The 19325-nt window shown below is 58.4% G+C and carries 10 protein-coding genes; 5 read left to right on the forward strand and 5 right to left on the reverse strand.

What is annotated here, in order from left to right; genetic code table 11:
* Positions 1 to 27 precede the first annotated feature (27 nt).
* Positions 28 to 2682, reverse strand: a complete 2655-nt coding sequence (locus EC9_RS11395) for a PSD1 and planctomycete cytochrome C domain-containing protein (protein WP_315852324.1) — start codon at positions 2680 to 2682, stop codon at positions 28 to 30.
* A 224-nt stretch (positions 2683 to 2906) separates the two neighbouring features.
* Between EC9_RS11395 and EC9_RS11400 the strand changes: the two genes are divergently transcribed.
* A complete protein-coding gene (locus tag EC9_RS11400; protein ID WP_145345254.1) occupies positions 2907 to 4343 on the forward strand; it encodes a sulfatase-like hydrolase/transferase in 1437 nt (478 codons plus the stop codon).
* Positions 4344 to 4788: 445 nt separating this feature from the next.
* Positions 4789 to 5178 carry a GxxExxY protein gene (locus EC9_RS11405; RefSeq protein WP_145345257.1) on the forward strand — a complete coding sequence of 130 codons (390 nt, stop codon included), beginning with the start codon at positions 4789 to 4791 and terminating at the stop codon, positions 5176 to 5178.
* 87 nt (positions 5179 to 5265) lie between these two features.
* Here EC9_RS11405 and purL read toward each other — a convergent pair whose 3' ends face one another.
* Positions 5266 to 8184, reverse strand: a complete 2919-nt coding sequence (gene purL, locus EC9_RS11410; RefSeq protein WP_145345260.1) for a phosphoribosylformylglycinamidine synthase subunit PurL — start codon at positions 8182 to 8184, stop codon at positions 5266 to 5268.
* A gap of 101 nt (positions 8185 to 8285) precedes the next feature.
* Complete coding sequence (locus EC9_RS11415; RefSeq protein ID WP_218934738.1) at positions 8286 to 9419, reverse strand: hypothetical protein; 1134 nt, start codon at positions 9417 to 9419, stop codon at positions 8286 to 8288.
* Positions 9420 to 9659: 240 nt separating this feature from the next.
* Between EC9_RS11415 and EC9_RS11420 the strand changes: the two genes are divergently transcribed.
* A complete protein-coding gene (locus EC9_RS11420) occupies positions 9660 to 13874 on the forward strand; it encodes a DUF7133 domain-containing protein (RefSeq protein WP_145345266.1) in 4215 nt (1404 codons plus the stop codon).
* 31 nt (positions 13875 to 13905) lie between these two features.
* On the opposite strand, the gene EC9_RS11425 is transcribed toward EC9_RS11420, so the two are convergent.
* Positions 13906 to 15075: an Lpg1974 family pore-forming outer membrane protein gene (locus tag EC9_RS11425; protein ID WP_145345270.1), complete on the reverse strand. Its 1170-nt coding sequence runs from the start codon at positions 15073 to 15075 to the stop codon at positions 13906 to 13908.
* 371 nt (positions 15076 to 15446) lie between these two features.
* Between EC9_RS11425 and EC9_RS11430 the strand changes: the two genes are divergently transcribed.
* On the forward strand, positions 15447 to 16556 hold the full coding sequence (locus EC9_RS11430; RefSeq protein WP_145349108.1) for a DUF1559 family PulG-like putative transporter: 1110 nt from the start codon (positions 15447 to 15449) through the stop codon (positions 16554 to 16556).
* Positions 16557 to 16700: 144 nt separating this feature from the next.
* On the opposite strand, the gene EC9_RS11435 is transcribed toward EC9_RS11430, so the two are convergent.
* Entirely contained in the window at positions 16701 to 18083 is a 1383-nt protein-coding gene (locus EC9_RS11435) for a hypothetical protein (protein WP_145345273.1), read from the reverse strand.
* Between EC9_RS11435 and EC9_RS11440 the strand changes: the two genes are divergently transcribed.
* A complete protein-coding gene (locus tag EC9_RS11440; RefSeq protein WP_218934739.1) occupies positions 18069 to 19289 on the forward strand; it encodes a saccharopine dehydrogenase family protein in 1221 nt (406 codons plus the stop codon). The genes EC9_RS11435 and EC9_RS11440 overlap by 15 nt on opposite strands.
* Positions 19290 to 19325: the final 36 nt, after the last annotated feature.

A 19325-nucleotide genomic window follows, 5' to 3' on the forward strand; every position in this document is an offset into this window, starting at 1 on the left:
AGCTTGAATCAGGAACTTTGCAATCGATCAATCGAGGTAACGGAAATCGGCTGACGCCAACAACGATTGGCACAGCGCGGTCATCGCTAATGCCCTTCCTCGATTCGACTGCACATCTTCAAAATCACTCAGGTAGCGCCGGATCGCAGAGACTTCGGTCGCATTGGGCGAGCGGCCGAAGCTGAGTTCAAAGGCCAAGCGCAACCGAGCCGCTGGCGTTTTGGCTTCCTCGGAGACGCGCTGCGCCAACGCGTCGGCTTGAGCGATCACAAAGGGATTGTTCATCAGGAACAACGCCTGGTTGGGCGTGCTGGACGATTCGCGTTGCCCCACGACCATCGACGGCTCGGCAAAGTCGAAGACGGCCAACGCGCGGGGCACCTCATCGCGAACAACTGGCAGATAGACGCTGCGATATTCCGCGGTCGACATGTCCAACCGATCGGTCCCCGGCGTGGGTAGCAACGTTTGGGAGATGCCGCCACGCTGGCGGTTGCGTCCGAAACGACCGCGGCGTTGGTTGGAGCCGCGATCCTGCATCGCACCGGCGGCCATCCCCATCGATCCTCCCATCGCCGCCCCCATGCCGCCACGCGACGCATTGCCGGACAAGTCAAACAGGTTGACGAGATTACCATCGCGAACGCGCATGTATCCCGATTCGGCGACCAGCGATGCGCCGGGACGATCGAGGTCGATCTTGCCGCTGACAAACAGCATCGCGTCGCGGATCGCTTCGGCATCCAAACGCCGCATGTTCGCACGCCACAACAGCTTATTTTCGGGGTCCTTCTCAAAGCTGGAGCGATCGAATTCCGAATCGATCCGGTAGACGCGGGAGGTGACGATCTGGCGAATCACCGATTTGACAGACCAGCCCGATTCGACAAACTCCACCGCCAGATGATCCAACAGTTCGGGATGCGTTGGCGCCGAACCGGTCGAGCCAAAGTTTTCGGGCGACGCGACGATTCCCTGCCCCAGCAGATGTTGCCAGATCCGATTCACCATCACCCGTGCGGTCAGCGGATTGTCGCGATCGGTGATCCAACGCGCGAACTCCAACCGTCCAGTCGATCCGTCGGCGATCGATGCCGGTTCGTCGCTGAGCACTCGCGGAAAGCCTGGTGGCACAACCTGCGCGGGCTGATCGATTTCACCTCGGACCAACAGCCGAACCTCTTTCGGTTGCTCCTTGGCTTGGACGCCCATGCAGAAGCTTATCGGATTACCCTGCGGATCGTGGCCTCCCAATTTGGCCGACAGGTATTCAATCTCTCCCGTCATTCGCACGATTCGGGAGATCGGCACCGGCGTTGCGCCGGGGCGGCGTTGATTGATCCGAGCTTCTCGCAATTCGCTGCTCGCCGTCGCGAGTCGCTCTCGCATGCTTTCGAGTTCTGCCGGTGAGACCGCTTTTTCAAACGGGTTGGGATCGTCGATCGGCATCCGCAACAGGTTGCTCGTCTGTTGCGTTTGTAATCCGCGAGCGATGCCGATCGACGAAGCGGGGACGCCAAAATAGGTCGACATGTTTCCGAAGATGCCCACCATGGCGTAGTAGTCGGTCTGCGGGATTGGATCGAATTTGTGGTCGTGGCAACGGGCACATGCGATCGATGTGCCGATCAAGACGCGCGTCGTGACGTCGATCTGTTCGTCGACGAGATCGGCAGCAAACTGAGTGCCGTTGCGTTGATTGACATCCTTGGGGCCCAAGGCCAAAAAACCGGTGGCGATCAGGTTCTCCGCCCATTGCTCGTCGCTGGAGACGGGCAACAGGTCGCCGGCAAGCTGTTCTTGGACAAAGCGGTCATATGGCTTGTCGCTGTTGAACGAATCGATGACATAGTCACGATACCGCCAGGCTTGCGGATAGGTCAGGTTCACACCGCGGCCACTCGATTCGGCGTACCTTGCAACGTCCAACCAATGCCGTCCCCATCGCTCACCAAACTGCGGCGACTGCAACAATTGATCGGCTGCGGCCGCGATCGCCGCTGTCGGATCGCGATCCCAAGATTTTTGGAAATCGGCAATTTGCCGGACTGTCGGAGGAAGTCCGATCAAGTCGAAATAAAGTCGCCGAGCGACGGTGTACGCTGATGCGTCGGATGAGGGCGCGAGCTGGTTTTCCGCCAATTCGGCCTCGATCCAGCGGTCGATGTCGGTCAACGACCAGTCGCCATCGGCTTTCGGGGGCTGTCGACGGGTCGGCTTTTGATAGGCCCAGAACTCCGCCTTCGCCTGCTGGATCTGTTGTTCGTCGATCGACGAACGGATCTCCGTCACGGCGCCCGATCGCGGGTCGGGAGCTCCCATTTCGATCCATTTCCGGAAATCGTCGATGACCGCCTGGGGCAGCATCTCGCTGCGCGGCGGCATGACAAAGTCTTGGTGCGTCATCGCGTTGAACAACAGGCTGCCATCGAGATCCCCCGGCACGATCGCCGGTCCACTGCTGCCGCCGATATGCGTCAGTTCACGGGTGTCCAGTCGCAAGCCGCCGCGAGCGTTCCCCGATTCGTTGGAGTGACAGCCGTAGCACCGTTTGACCAGCACCGGGCGGATCTTCGTCTCAAAGAAATCGGCCTGTTCAGGCGTCACCTCGGCGGCGTCAGCCGAGCCCCAGAATGCGATCGCCATAACGATCAGGCCGATTTGTGTTGTTCGGATAAGCACGTCCATCTCTCCAGGCTCAGAACCCACGTCGTTGTCCGCCAGATTGAACCCGAACGCGGTGGGGGAGTTTCGTTGCTTTTGGCCGCTTTTTTAAGGAGCACCGCCGGTTTGGAAGGGAGCGTAGGCGAGGAACCCGATGTTGGATGCCTCCGCCCGCCACCGGATCGATTATGATATCGACTTCCCTTCCCACCTCGTTTGCAATCTACAAGAGGCATTACCCAATGCAACGACGACCGATTCGATGGATGCTGCTTAGCTTGTTCTTCACACCTTGGCTGGCCGCTGCCGGGGCCGCCGATTCAACCGCGACCAAGCCGAACATCATCCTCGTGATGGCCGACGATCAGGGTTGGGGCGACATGGCTTACAACGGGCATCCGGTCGTGAAGACGCCGAACTTCGACGAAGCGGCGGCGACGGGATTGCGGTTCGATCGCTTCTACGCCGCCGCGCCGGTCTGTTCGCCCACGCGAGCCAGCGTGTTGACCGGCCGCCATCCGAACCGCAGCGGAGTCTTTCAGTGGGGCTTCCCGCTGCGACCGCAGGAGACGACGATCGCCGAAGCTTTAAAAACAGCCGGCTACACGACGGGGCACTTTGGCAAGTGGCATCTCGGATCGGTCCGCAGCGGCAGTCCCGCGAATCCGGGAGCCCATGGATTTGATGAGTGGTTCAGCGCGCCGAACTTTTACGACAACGACGCGATCATGTCACATCGCGGCAAGGCGGTGAAAACCGTCGGCGAAAGCTCTGCGATCGCTGTCGATGCGGCGATGCAATGGATCGATGACGTCCGGAAGAAGCCCGAGCCGTTTTTGGCTGTCGTCTGGTTCGGATCACCTCACGTTCCTCATCAAGCCGCCCCCGAGGACAGTGCTCTCTACAAAGACCAGAACAAACGGATGCGAGAGTTCCTCGGCGAGGTCACCGGAATGGACCGCGCGTTTGGCAAATTGCGCGATGGGCTCGGCGAACGCGGGCTGCGAGAGAACACGATCCTGTGGTACTGCAGCGACAACGGGGCGCTTCCCAGAGTCGGATCGTCCGGCGGACATCGTGGATTGAAAGCGGAGGTCTACGAGGGAGGCTTGTTGGTTCCCGCGATTCTCGAATGGCCGACGAAGATCGATCACCCACGAACGACATCGGTTCGTTGCAACACCACCGATATCTATCCGACGCTGTTGGACGTGGCGGGTGTGGAGATGGAGAACCAACCGATCGTCGACGGCATCAGCCTGCTGCCGTTGATCGAAGAGAAAGCGACCGAGCGGTCCAAGCCGATGGGATTCTGGAACTACGCGATCCGAGGGATCATCACGCCGTCGGCCGTCTGGATGGGAGAACTGTATGAGGCGCAACAGGCCGGCGACGACCTGCCGCCCGATCCCGTGAGTGCCAACGCCGCGACGATCCCCACCGAACCTGTCGTTCACGCCCTTGGGCACTCCGCCTGGATCGATGGCGACTGGAAACTGCACCGCATCGAAGAGAAAGGCAAGGCGACGTTTGAACTGTACGACCTAGCAACCGACCCGAAAGAGGAAAAGGATCTGTTTGCCAAACAGTCCAAAAGTCCAAGGGTTGCGGAGATGCAGCAGGCACTCGAAGCCTGGCTCAATTCGGTCGACGCCAGCTATCTTGGCAAAGACTATTAACAGGCAGACGCCACGTGTGACAGACCGAGCCAGTGGGCCAACCTTCGAAGCGAGAAGGTTGGCCCGCGAATAGCGCGAATGCACGCGAATTCAAAACAGCTTGATCTTCAAAGCCCGCCGGTTCCCTTTCGCGTGATTCGCGGGCAATAAACTTACCGCTCCTCAACGGGCACCAAGCTCCGCGGCCTGCCAAACCTCTTGTGTATCTGGCGGTAAATCTGCCCGCCAATAGCGCGAATGCACGCTAATTTAAAACATCGAGATACCAAAAGCACCGGCTCCCTTTCGCGCTATTCGCGTGATTCGCGGGCAGCTTCTTTCATCTTCAACGTAGAACGTGGGACCTCCAACCACTAGCTCCAAAAGAACCGGGGGTTTTGATTTCTGTTCTTCGCGTGATTAGCGGGCTGAACGATTTCTACCGCTTTTGATTGGGGATGCTGCGATGCCGGACGATTTGATTTACCGCGAGGAGTGTTACAAGATCATCGGCGTCTGCTTCGAGGTCTACAACGACAAAGGCAGCGGCTTCCTCGAACCGGTCTACCAGGAGTGCTTGGAGATCGAACACGAGTATCAACAGATCCCGTCGGTCTCTCGCCAAGCAATCGGTCTGTCCTACCGCGGGGTCGAACTGAAGCAGAAGTTCGTCCCCGACTTCATCTGCTTCGGCAAGATCATCCTGGAGATCAAAGCTGTCAGCCAGTTGCTCGACGAACATCGCGCTCAAGTTATCAACTACTTGAACGCCACCGGCTTTCAATTGGCGCTGTTGGTGAACTTCGCCAGCTATCCCAAGATCGAGTGGGAACGGCTCGTTCACACCACCAAATAACGACACCTCATTAAAGGCATCGGCCCCCCGATTCGTCGGTCGCCTCGCTTGCGGGCGACCGATATAAAAGACGGATCGAGCGAACCTTTAGTGCGATTCGAAGGCGAGTGGTTTTTGCCAGGTCTGCTTCAACGCAGGCCATTGCGATTCCAAAACGGCTTGATCACCATCGCGGATCGTCAACGTTTCGCCTTCGACGATCGAGCCCAGTCGAGTCAGGGGGAGCGAGGCAAAACAAGCTTCAAAGCTCTCTGTCGCGTCGCTGGCAACTTCGACAAGGAACCGCGAATTCGATTCGCTGAACAGGACCACTTCAGCGGATAGGCCATTTTGCGTCAGGTCACTGATCTGCAGATCAGCTCCCAATTCGCCCGCGAAACACATCTCGGCGATCGCCGCACCCAAACCACCTTCGCTGAGGTCGTGGCAGGCGCGAACGCTGCCGCCCTTGATCGCTTGATGCATCGCCGCGAAGATCGATTTGGCTGACTGCACTTCGACAGTCGGCACCTGGCCACCGGACAGTTTATTGACAAGCGAAAAGTGTGATCCGCCCAATTCGTCTTTGGTTTCGCCGACCAGATAGATCGCGTTGCCGGCCTGCTTCAGATCCATCGTGACGCACTTCGACACGTCCTCGACCTGCCCCATCGCACTGATCAACAGGCTCGGTGGGATCGCGATTGTCTGACGATTTCCGGCGTCGTCGTTGTAGCTGAATTCGTTGTTCAAGCTATCCTTGCCGCTGATGAACGGAGTTCCCAACGCGATCGCCATGTCTTGGCAAGCGATCGCCGCGCGAACCAAAGATCCGAGAGTTTCGGGACGGTCGGTATAGCCCCAGCAGAAGTTATCCAAGATCGCAATCTTCGCCGGATCCGCTCCCACCGCCACCGCGTTTCGCATCGCTTCATCGATCGCGCTTGCGGCCATGTGATAGGTATCGAAATCGCCGAAGTGCGGGTTCATGCCGTTGCTGATCACGATCCCGCGGCGACTCTCGACGCGAGGCCGCACGACGGCGGCGTCTCCCGGACCATCAGCTTGCACGCCAACCAACGGCTTGATCACGCTGCCACCTTGGACTTCGTGATCGTACTGGCGGATGATCCATTCCTTGCTGGCGACGTTCAGCGCGGCCAAAATCTTTCGCAGCGTCTCGTCGTGATCGGCGGGGACCGTTCCTTCCAACGGACGGACAGTCGGCGCCTCATAGATCGCATCGCGAACGATCGGCGGCCGGCCGTCGTGCAAGAAGTGCATCGTGACTTCGCCGACCAAATCGTCGCCGTACATCAGACGCAAGTTGCCGGTCGCTTCGAACTTTCCGATCCGCGTAACTTCAACGCCTTCGCTTTCGCACAGCTTCCGCAACGGTTCCCACTGGTCAGCCGAAACCGACAGCACCATCCGCTCTTGCGCTTCGCTGATCCAGATCTCGGTGTAGGAGAGTCCGTCGTATTTGAGCGGACACTTGTCCAACCAAACCTCCGCACCAATCTTCTCACCCATCTCGCCGACGGCACTACTGAAACCGCCCGCGCCGCAATCGGTCACCGCGTTATAAAGTCCTTCGTCGCGAGCCTGCAGCAGCACGTCGGCGACCATCTTTTCGGTGATCGCATTGCCGATCTGAACCGCGCCGCCGGAAAGCGATTCGCTCTCGCTTGTCAATTCCGCACTGCTGAACGTCGCGCCGTGGATCCCGTCGCGCCCCGTTCGGCCTCCCATCGCCACGATGTAATCGCCCGGCAACGCTTCCTTAAAACACTTGTCGACCGGCAGCATACCGACGTTGCCGGCATAGACCAGCGGATTGCCGAGGTACCGCGGATCGAAATAGACGGCACCGTTAACGGTTGGGATTCCCATCCGGTTGCCATAATCGCGGACGCCCGAGACGACACCTTTCATCACGCGGCGAGGATGCAGCACGCCGGCGGGGAGATCTTCGGGAGCGGTCTCTGGCGGAGCGAAGCAGAAGACGTCGGTGTTGCAAATCGGCTTGGCTCCCATCCCGGTCCCCAGCGGATCGCGGATCACGCCGCCGATGCCCGTGTTTGCTCCACCGTAAGGTTCCAGCGCCGAGGGATGGTTGTGCGTTTCGACTTTAAAGCAGATGTTGTATTCGTCGTCGAAGGTGACGACGCCGGCGTTGTCTTCGAACACGCTGACGCACCAATCGTCGTCGCCCAGCGATTTGCGAATCGTCTGCGTCGCGGCGAAGATCGTCTCTTTGAGCATGTTCTCAAAACGACGCTCGCCATTTTCGTCGCGGTAAGCGATCCGGCCCGCCAGCGTTTTGTGGCTGCAGTGCTCGCTCCAGGTCTGCGCGACCGATTCCAGTTCGATATCGGTCGGCTCGCGGCCCAAGTCGCGGAAGTGCTTTTGGATCGTCTGCATCTCGACAAGCGTCAGATACAGTTGGCCTTCTTTACTCAGGCGTTCCAACGCGGCATCGTCCAAGTCGCGGATGGCGACATGTTGCAATTCAAACTCGTAAGCCGAACCGATTTGCAGCCGGTCCAATTGCAACGGACCGACGATGACTTGTTCGATCGAATCGTTCGAGAGCGCTCGCTTGCAGATCTGATCGAGCTGTTGCGGCGGCAGTTCGGGCAACCAGTACTTCCGCACCGTCCGCACGCCTTCGACTTGCCAACCGCCGTCGCGGATCGCTGCGATGGTACTTTGTGCGACTGGATCCATCACGCCCGGCTTGGCCATGACATGAACCAAGGTCTTGTTGGCGTTGGGGGAAGCGAGCAGTTCGTCGCTGCCAACGGTGGCGATCACCGAACGCTGCGTGACTGGATCGACGAGATAATTGGCAGCGATCGCGGAGACCGCATCGGCGTCAAAATCACCTTCGACCAGGAAGCTCTTGGACATCGCAACGTCCAAGTGATCGGCCAAGCGAAGTTCGAAGATCTCTTCGGCGATTCGCGCCCCATCGCGGTCGACCGTGCCTTCGCTGGGATAAATATCGATTTGCCAGAGGGTCATGAGCTGCCTTCAATCGTCGAAAACCGGTGCCGCAAAAAGTGAACGAATCGTTCACAAATTTCGCAAACCTAGCCCTCGACGTGAAGGGGGCGTTGACAGCATTAGCCGCCGAATCCCAGGGCCCCAGCGTACAGGCTGCGCTTGCTCGACCGTGGAACCGCGATCGGGTGCGGATTCAGGTCAAAAGGAATCCCGGCAATGTGGTTGGCGGCCAGTTGTGTGCCGTGGGAGGCTTGCTGGATCGATTTGCCCGCCGAATACTTCTGCATCGTTTGCAAAATCTCAGGAGCGTAGCGAAATTCGCCGCCGGGAACCTCTTCGCCCAGGCGATCGAATTCACCTACGGTCACGATGCTGCGGTAGCGATCGTGGAATTCATACGCCTCGACTCCCTTGGCTCGCAGGGCGACAACCATCTTGTGCGCCTGTTCAGCACCCTTGTTCAAGCGATTTGGATTGGGGACCAGCTTCGATGCTCCCGCACCGTTGCCAAAGTCGGTCGTGGCGTTGCCGCCGAAGGAACGGACGACGACGGTGAACTTGCCAGGATTGTCCAACAAACTGTGCTCGACATCTTCGTTCATGCTGCGGACAAACGCATCGACGACCGGGGCGTTGAAGAATTCATCGGGCAGCAGCGGGTTTTTGGAGACGAAAGCCATGGCCATCGGACCCTTCTGTCGCTTCTCGTCACCTTTATTGAACAGCTTCGATTGCAACTGGCGGAAGGCGGCGAAGCGTTGGCTCGTCTTGCCGGTCTCGGAAAAGTCGAGCGATTTGGGTTGGGCGTGCTTGATCAAGTCTAAGGTCTTTTCAAGCGAAGGGTTTTGCAGCGAGTCGAATTCGCCGACCAGAACCGCATACGAGTCGTATTTACGTCCGTTTAAGTGACGCATCTTGACCGGTTGGGGCCCCGAACCCATCAGCGGACGGGTGTAATCGTAATTTTCTTTGTGGATGTAGGCGGGCAGGTTGTGGTCCTGCCGCAGTTCCATCACCAAATCGGAGGCTTGTTTCTTCCCCTGTTCGCCGCCAAAACAGGCGGCCAGGATCAGCCAGGGCCCGTTCTCTTCGCTCAACACGTATTCCGCATTCGGATCGGCTTCGACCGTCCGACGCGTGAACATATTAAGGAACGAAGGAGGCGCGGCCATCGTGATGCTTCCGCTAGCAAGCAACAGTGCCACGGTGATCGATTGAAATAGTTGTTGCGTTACCCACTGCCCGCGTATCATTCTGCTCTCCACCTAGGGAAACATCGGTTCTGGTCGTTGAAGTCGCTGGGACCGTATCAAAACGATCCGTCCCCCGAAAAGACCGAATCGAACGAATCGCGTTCCCAAAGACAATCACTGCATGACCGACTACCATGAAGATCTACCCCCCAAGGTGACGGGATTTTCCAGAGAGGCTACCCTTTCTAGACCTCACGTTGCCATAATCTCCCAACTTCACTCTCAAGCTTCCCGAAGTCCATGAACAAACGCTTTCGCTTGCGTCCGGTTTTGTTGTGCCGCGCGCTGATACTAGCTCAATCCGTCCTCCTTGCGTCCAGCGGTGTCGCCCAAGACGGAGCCTCTGATTCTGAAGCGGGCCGGCCTCCGCTGCGAGCTCTGCTGATCGCCGGCGGTTGCTGCCACGATTACGCCGGCCAACAAGCGGTGATCGCCAAAGAGATCTCGGCCCGCGCGAACGTTCGTGTCGACGTCTACTGGACCGACGACAAGACCGTCACGCCGCCGTTCCCGCTGTTCGAACGATTGGACTGGGCCGATGGTTACGACGTGATCATCCACGACGAATGCGCGGCGGGGATCCGAGACCAAGCGATCGTCAACCGGATCCTACAGGTACATCAAAAAATCCCGGCGGTCCATCTGCACTGTGCCATGCACAGCTTCCGCACCGGCGGCGACGCCTGGTTTCGGCACCTGGGCCTGCAATCGAATTCGCACGGCCCCCAGAAACCAATCGCAGTCCGATACGTCGACCCGCAGCATCCGATCACCAAGACGCTTGCCGATTGGACGACGATCAACGAAGAGCTGTACAACAACGTGAAAGTCTTCGACGCCAAACCGTTGGCGATGGGCAAGCAGGTCGTTGGCAAGAACGGCAAAGAAGAAGTTGTCGATGCGATCGTGGCCTGGACGACGGAGCGGGACGGCATCCGCGGCTTCAGCACCACGTTGGGACACAACACCGCCACGGTGGCTGATGACAAATACATGGATCTCATCACCCGTGGCTTGCTGTGGGCCTGCGATCGATTGACCGAAGAGGATTTGCAGCCGTACAGCGGATCGAACAAGGTCACCTTCATCGATTCCAAACTGCGTCCTTCCAGCGACGCGATCTCCGATGTGATGCCCAACGATGCGACGCTTGTGCGGATGAGTGCTTCGAGTACGCAGTCGGGGCACCCGCTGGCGCATGCCATCGACGGTTCGGATCAGACGCGGTGGTGTGCCGCCAATGGTAGTTATCCCCAGTGGATTCAATTCGAATTCGAACAGCCGCGAGCGGTCGCGCAGATCGGATTGAAGTGGGAATCCAATCACATCTATCGATACCGCGTCGAGGGATCGAACGACGCCAAAGCATGGACGATGCTGTTGGATCAAACCGACAATCAAAACCGGGAGGACGGGCCGCACGAGATCGCCCAACCGAAGGCGTTCAAATTCCTGCGGCTGACGGGAGTGGGTTGTTCCAGCGGCGGAAACTGGTGCAGCATCCGCGAGATCCGTTTGAAAGGGGAAGGAATCAACGCCTTGTGGCCCGCCGATCCCAAGGGCGAACCGCAAGCGTTTAAACCGCTTGCCACCGAACTCTACACATCCTTCGGAAACGCACCGCCCCAAATCCTGCCCCTTTCGCCCGATCGAGAGGCGGAAATCCTCAAAGACGTCAGGTTGGCTGACGGCTTCGAAGCGACGGTTTTCGCAGCACCACCGGCCGTCAATTATCCGGTCTTTGTCGCCGCCGCCCCCGAGGGGACGCTGTATGTCAGTTCCGATGGCAACGGTTCGCTGGGACGCGATCCCGAACGGGGCCGCGTGATCCGGTTGCGCGATCTCGATGGCGACGGTCGCGCCGACGAAACGAAGACGTTCTGCACCGTCGACGCGCCGCGCGGCCTGGTCTGGGATCGCGACCGTTTGTATCTGATGCACCCGCCGCATTTGAGCGAGTTCATCGATCACGACCTCGACGGCGTCGCGGACGAACAGAACATCTTGGTCCGCGACCTGGCGTTTGGTTACGACAAACGGCCCGCCGATCACACAACCAATGGCGTCAGCCTAGGTGCCGACGGATGGTTGTACATCGCCGGCGGTGACTTTGGATTTATGAACGCCGTCGGTCGCGATGGTCGCAAGCTGCAACATCGCGGTGGGGGCGTGATCCGCGTCCGTACCGATGGGACCGGATTGGAAGTCTATTCGACCGGCACGCGGAATATCTTGGAGGTGGCGATCAGTCCGCGGATGGATCTGTTCGCTCGCGACAACACCAACGATGGTGGCGGTTGGGATGTGCGACTGCATCACTTCACCGGGATGGACGACCACGGATACCCGCGTTTGTACAAGAACTTCAATGACGAGTGTGTTGCGCCGCTGGCCGATTACGGTGGCGGTTCGGGATGTGGCGCGGTCTATCTGGACGAACCTGGGTTTGGCCAGTGGAACGACGCTCCGCTGACTGCCGACTGGGGAACCGGCGGCTTGTACCGACACACGGTGGAGCCCAAAGGATCGACCTTTGTCGAAACCGCTCCACCCGAACCGATCGTAAAAATGACCCGTCCGACCGACGCCGATGTCGACGGAAACAGCGGTCTGTATGTCGCCAGCTGGCGAGGGGCAACCTTTAAATGGGCCGGTCCCAATGTCGGCTACATCGTTCGCGTGACGCCGAAGGGTTTCCAACCGGAACCGATGATCGACTTTGCCAAAGCTTCCGACGAAGCCCTGATCGCGGGATTGGAATCGACCAGCTACCGTCGCCGGATCGCCGCACAGCGGGAACTGAAGCATCGCAATCATCCCGCCGCGGAAAAGTTGTTGGCCGACGCCAAGCAGGCGCGCTCGAGCGACCGGAACCTTGTCGAACACTTGCAGACCGACGCCAGCGACGACGAACTGATCAAGGCGCTCGCTGCGACCGACCCGGTGATCGTGCATGTCGCCATCCGCACGTTGGCCCATCGCGGCAGCAGCGAGGTCTGCTGGCGAGCGATCGACGGCGACAAGCTTGCCGCCGACGCAGCCTTTCGCGCCCTGGCGATGATGCATTCGCCCGACGTTGTCGACAGCTTGATCGACCGTTTGGCGAAAGCCGACGCGACCGCGGATCGCCGGGCGATCCTGGCAACCCTGTGCCGATTGCATTTCCACGAAGGCGTCTGGAACGGGCAATCGTGGGGGACGCGGCCCGATACGCGCGGCCCGTATTATCAACCCGAACCGTGGGATGCGACGCCAAAGATAGCTGCAACCTTGAAGGCGGAACTGGCGAAGGCTTCCGGTGACGAAGCGGCTTGGTTGGTGCAGACGATGACTCGCAATCGGATCGAATCGACCGAAGCGCTCGACCGGCTGTTGGAATTGGCCGATGGCGATTTCAGCCTGATCCCAACGGCTGTAACGCAATTGGCGTCCGCCAGCGATATCGCGCCAGCTGGCATGGCGTTGTTGACCCGAGCGGCCAGTTCGTCGGAGACTTCTCCCGCGACGTTGGCTGACGCTGTCGCTGCGCTCTCGAAAATCGAAGGGCCCGACGCGGTCGGCGCGATCGTGACCGCGATCGATTCGCTGAGCAAAGTCTCGGGAGCCCGCGACCCGCTGAAGTCGGCGACGGCGGCGTTTCTGAAGTCGCCGAAGTTGGATCAATATGCCGAGGCGTTGGTCGCATTGGCGAACGATCCCGCGCGGCAAGCGAGTCTGTGGGCCGATGCCGGCCTAATCGCATTGGCGGAGCAGAAGGAGCGAAGTCCAGAGACGCGCGAGATAGCTCGCCAAGCGATCGACAGCGCTTGGGCGAATGCCAGCGACCGAGCCGCGCGGCTGATGCGAGCGGCTGCGGCGACGGACAGCCATCTATTGGACGAACAGATTTTGGCTTCGATCAACGCTTCGGATGCACCGCTCGCCGAAGCTGCCAAGGCGGCGGCGAAGCGGTTGAAACTGAAACCTCGCCCGGCCGATATGTCGCCGAAATTGAGTTCGCTGGCGATCGACAAGGCAGTGCAACAAGCGGTTGCGAAATCGGGAGATGTCAGCTGGGGCAAGCAGGTCTTTGCCAAAGCCAACTGCACCGCTTGCCACACGATCAGCAAAGACGAACCGCAGAAGGGACCTTTCCTGGGGAATATCGCTCGCACCTACAAGCGTCCCGAACTGGCCGCGGCGATTCTGCAACCGAGCAAGACGATCGCGCAAGGATTCGTGACCAACGTGATCGTGACGCTCGATGGCGACACGTTGACAGGTTTTGTTACCGATGAGCAGAGCGATCGCGTGACGCTGCGCGATCAGAACGCCAAGGAGTTCACTGTCATGAAAGAGGAGATCGAGATCCGCAAAACGCTGCCGATCTCGGTGATGCCCGATGGGCTGATGAACACCTACAGCGTTCACGATCTCGCATCGCTGTTGGATTACCTGCAATCGCTCAGCGAGTGATTGCCAAACCGAGTGCGGTTGACCGATGCGTTTAGAATCGGAATTCCAGCTGCGAGGTCAAGCCGACAAACGCGATCGATTCGTCGACGTCGACGTAGCTGCCGCTGCGAACCGCGTCGACGTACGATCGCGTGCTCAAAGCGTTATACCAACACGTCGCGGTGTAGCCGGCGGTGGCGCGGATGCAGCCCGAATCGCTCTGCCATCCCACGCCCAGTCCCGCTTCCAGGACCGGCGTGATCCGGAAGTCTTCGTATTGGTTGGCGACGACGCCGCCACCAAATTGATTCGATTGGCGGTAGGTGCCGGTCCATTCGCCTCCCAAGAACGACGCTACGCCTTTGGTGTAACACAACATGCCGGTCTTGCAGCTGCGACGTTCGGCATCGATTCCCATCAGCAAGCCGAAGCCGTTGAAGTCGATATCGGTGTCGACGGTGACCAGGCCGGTTGCTACCGAAATGTCCTGTTGAGCGAGCAGCCCCTGTTCCATCTGGCCGTACCGAAAACCGCCCGACCAATTGAAGATCGTCGTGTCGGTGCAGAACAGTTTGTGGCGATAGATGCCATCGATCTGGTCGAAGCTGATGCTGCTCGACGCGCTCGATTGCAAGCTGTTGCCGCCAGTGGTGAAGGTGCTCGGGTGAATGATCTGCGAATTCAAGACGTTGGTGCCGTTGCGGGCGATACTGTCCTGCGTGTCACCTTCCCAGTGCGTGTACGCGACAACCAAGCTGGTTGTATAGGTGTTCGCTAGCATAGCCCCGACGCGAAAGCCGGCGGAGAAGTCGACGGCTGTCGTCCCGATCGGTCCGGTCGGAAAGGCGCCCGCTGTCGTATCGTTCTGCTCGATCGTATAGACAGTATCGGTGTCACCGGGGCGCAAGTAGAGAAACTCGCCAAACACGCCGGTGCGGTGAGCCCACCACGGAGGCGTGCAAGTCGAACTGGCACAGACGTCGTCACAGACCGGCGTTTGACACATGTCACAGCCGCCGCAATTGCCATCGCTGCACATCGAACCGTATCCGACCTGTGCGATCGCATCGGTATCGTTGTCATATTCGACGACGCTAGCGATCCGTTCGGCTCCACCTTCGACGATCAGGTAGTCGAGAACTTCTTGAGAATGAACGGCGTTGTATGACAGCATACTGCCCAGAACCAACGCGAGCCCCTGTACCAGGTTTCGACTTCCCATCGCTCTAATTTCCTTCTTGTCGATTTAGAACCGGCTGGATCTGCCCCTGACGAGGGGATTGATGCCGGCGTTAGGCATACGGATCATCCGACTTATTGCTACAGAGCATCGACATCGGACAAACGCTACCAAGAGAAACAATGGCAGAGGCGGTAACGACGCTGTAGGTTGCCCAGTTTTACATCCGGGTGGGTGGGCAGGAGGTCTAGGTGCCCCTAATCTGAGGATTAGGTGCGGGGGCGCTCCCTAACAGGGTTCGAAAATTTAACGTTTGTTTGCTGGACTTTGATTCACCATTGTGAGACAATTCCGTTAACTAGGGACTCAAAACACACCCCAAATTCTTATCTTGGTTTCAGAGGAGTGGAGAGATGGTGCAGCGTCAACGGATAGGTTTTACTTTGGTCGAGCTTTTGGTGGTGATCGCCATCATCGGCATCTTGATGGGGCTGCTTGTCCCCGCGGTCCAACGAGCCCGGGAAACCGCTCGCAAGACGCAATGCGCCAACAACATCCGCAACCTCGGCCTGGCTGCGATCCAATACGAAATGCGCAAGGGCAAATTTCCAGGGTACATGCAGCACTACGGCGACTATAACCACACCACTGTTTATGATCCGACTGGTACGTCGGGAGACTTTGACGTAGACCACGCGAAATTCGGAACCTGGGCAGTCGCATTGTTGGCTGACTTGGACAATCAGCCCGTCTACGAATTTTGGACAGTCAACGAATATTCGGTGCTAACAACCAATGCGACATATGGATCGGGCGGTTACGACAGCCGTAAAGTTCCGAATATGGAGATTTTCCAGTGCCCAAGCGACATATCGAACTCGCTCGAAGAGTACGGTAAGAACAGTTACGTCAGCAATAATGGAACATTCTCTGGAGGTGGTTTCCCAACCAGTCCTGCACCCATCATTAACAGTCCCGCGAATGGGGTATTTAGCCTACAAGCTCGCCCCGTCGATGCGGCTGGTGGTTCAGGCACATGGGGTGACGGGCTCGGGACTGACAGAGATCCAAAGGTTCGTATGGAGAACATCCGTGACTCGAAAGCACATACGATGTTGTTCGCAGAGAATGTTCAAGCACGGCCTTGGTACTGGGTCACCGCAGACCCAACAACCAACTTGGTGCCAACCAACTTGTCTAATATCAGTGCGACAGCCGTTGAGGCCAGCACTGGCGCGCTTTGGTGGTACTCAGGTGCAGCATTGAGCGCGTCAGAGCAACAGGCTTTGAAAATTAATGGTGGTGATATCTATACTGAAACTCTTGCTCATGGCGCCCTTCAGGTGCGAGCACGACCAAGTTCGTACCACACAGGGGGAGCCAATGCAGCATTTGCTGATGGTGGAATGCGGTACATCAATGAAGAGATCGACTACAAGGTATACCGAGCTTTGATGACGCCTTATGGTAAACTCTCGAATGTACCCAATAACGAATTCGTTCTTTCCGACGAGGACCTGTAATCGACACGGTTCGATGACAGCAAATTTGAACAAACTACCCAGGTGTCGCAGCCTGGGTTTTTTTGTTGACAAAAAGGCTTTCCCCTTCGTTTGGTATGCAAAATCATTAGGGTCGGGGATTTTGGGGAAGTGGGCGATGGTGGATCAGGAGGAGGATGTGCGGGAGTGCCGCGGGTCGGTCCGTTGGATGATGTCGCTGATTCCCGTTTGATTGAACCCTTTGTAGCCGTCGTTCCGCTCGAGTATCTCGAGATGCGATCCGCTGGCTCCTTGTTTTTCGAACCGCTCCGCTTCCGCAGCGGTGATCGCGCCGTCGGCGACCGCTTCGCGAAGCACCTCGGGATCGACAGCCCAGGTTTCCGCCGCGGTGAACGCTTGCCGCAAGAAGGGAAAGTCGGTGAACGGTTCCATCGTGGCGATCCCCAGCAAAGCCAGCTGCGCTCGGGCTGCATCGAAATCGAACTGGCATTCCAGATGATGCATTCCCGCCGCCAGGAAGGCTTCGCCATGCAATCGGCACCACAATCCGACCGTCCCCAGTTCGGATCGATCCTCCAGCGGCTGATGAGCAAAATCGCCAGCGACCTCATCGGGCGATAGATCGACATCGGCAAATACGATCACGCCCGCTTCGGATTGCTCTAAAACCTGAGCTCCCCAACCGGCGTCCGCTCCGGCGTAAAACCGCTCGCGACAGACAAATCCGAGGACTTCCAAGGCTTCGATCAATCGATGAAAACCGGCTCGGCTGGATCGGTAGGTGTGATGATCGTGGTTTCCCCAGCCGAGTCCCAACGCGTCCTGCCGTTGCTTTTGAAGCCGAGCCGCCAGATTGCGCTGCTGCCAATACTTGCGTTCCGCTCGGAAGAAGAGGTCACAAGCCAAACCGGTTCCCAATTTGGCAACCGCATCGCGAAGCAACGCGATCGTTGCGTCGAACGCCGCCCCCGCATCGACTCGCGCGACCGGACGACTCCGCCCCGCAACCGCCGTGCGAAACGCAGCGACGTGGTCCGCCAACTGCGGCGCGGATTGCTGCGGCGCGCTGCCGTGATTTTCAACAGCCGCCAAATCGCACTTCGCCCCCTCGTGGACCACGGCAGTGCAACTGAGAAATCCATTCCCTTGCTCTTTAGCCTGCTCCCAATTGCTGCCTCCATTTGCTGTGCAAAAATCAGCCAGTCGATCGACCTTGATCGCCAGGCAAGGCTTGGACGATTCGGCTTGCAGATGAACGACAGGGAACATGCCATCGGGATTAACTAGTAATTGGCGCTGGGCATCGCCTGCGTCGACAAATCCAGCGGCCATCAAATTGTCGACTTCGGGAGAACCAAAAGGCAAGCGAATTTCCGCGACCCAATCGATCAAGCGCGTCCCGGTCTCGGACAGCATCCGAACGGCAAGGTCCTGGATATAAGGTTCGTCGGCGGCCAACGTTTGCACAATCCTCGCGATGCACCGCCACGCGTCGGGTTGCGGTTGCCAATGGAAATTGTTCGCGGCGGATGGATGCAGATTCACCATGGATCGACTTCCCTGTGGGTCTATAATGACAGAGTCTTGCTGTTTCCCTATTATCCGTTTCTGGGGCCCTTTGGAGAATCGATGATGACCAATGTGCTGCTGTTGGGTGCCGGAAAGATCGGTCGCATGATCGCCGGATTCTTAGCGGAAACCGGGGACTACATGGTAACAGTCGCCGATTCGCAGTCGACCGCGCTAGCGAGGATCAAACCGTGCAAAGCGGTAGACACCTTGTTGCTCGACGCAACCGATCGCGCAGCGTTGTCGCGAGCGATGGCCGATCGAACGATCGTGATCTCTGCGCTCAGCTTCCGCTTCAATCCCTTGATTGCAGAGGTGGCGTTGCAGACGGGAGCCAGCTATTTCGATCTGACCGAAGATGTGCAGACGACGCGGGCGGTGCAAGCGGTCGCCGAAGATGCCGTGGTGGGGCAGATATTTATGCCGCAATGTGGACTCGCCCCCGGATTCATCTCGATCATCGCGATGCATTTGAGCCGCCAGTTCGACAGCTTGGAATCGGTTCGAATGCGAGTTGGAGCACTGCCGCAATATCCAACCGACGCACTGAAGTACAACCTGACATGGTCGACCGACGGCCTGATCAACGAATACTGCAATCCCTGCGAAACGATCTATCGTGGAAAGCGAATCGACAGTCTACCGCTGGAGGGACTGGAACATTTTTCGATCGACGGCGCACGCTACGAAGCGTTCAACACCAGCGGTGGACTGGGGACATTGTGCGACACGCTGCACGACCGCGTCGGATCGCTCAACTACAAAACGATCCGCTACCTCGGGCATCGCGACTTGGTCGCGTTCCTGATCAACGATCTTCAATTGGGCCAGCGCCGCGAACTGCTGAAAGACATTCTGGAACACGCCGTCCCGGTGACGTTCCAAGACCTTGTGATTACCTTCTGTACCGTGACCGGCCAACGCAACGGGCAATTGGTCCAGTTGAGCGACGCCCGGAAGATATACGCTCGCCAGATCGAGGGAGAGCAGTGGAGCGCGATCCAGATCACGACAGCCGCTGCGATTTGCGCGGTCGTCGATATGCATGTCGCTAGCGAATTGCCATCGCAAGGATTCGTCCGACAGGAACAAGTCGGCTTCGATGACTTTATTAAGAACCGCTTCGGGCGGCACTATCAATCGGGACAGCACCCCGAGTTCAGCGACGCCGGCGGGACAGCGTAGCCAGCCGCTTGCGAGTCCCACGGGCTGAAACAGTTC

It is taken from the genome of Rosistilla ulvae (assembly GCF_007741475.1).
GTDB lineage: Bacteria > Planctomycetota > Planctomycetia > Pirellulales > Pirellulaceae > Rosistilla > Rosistilla ulvae.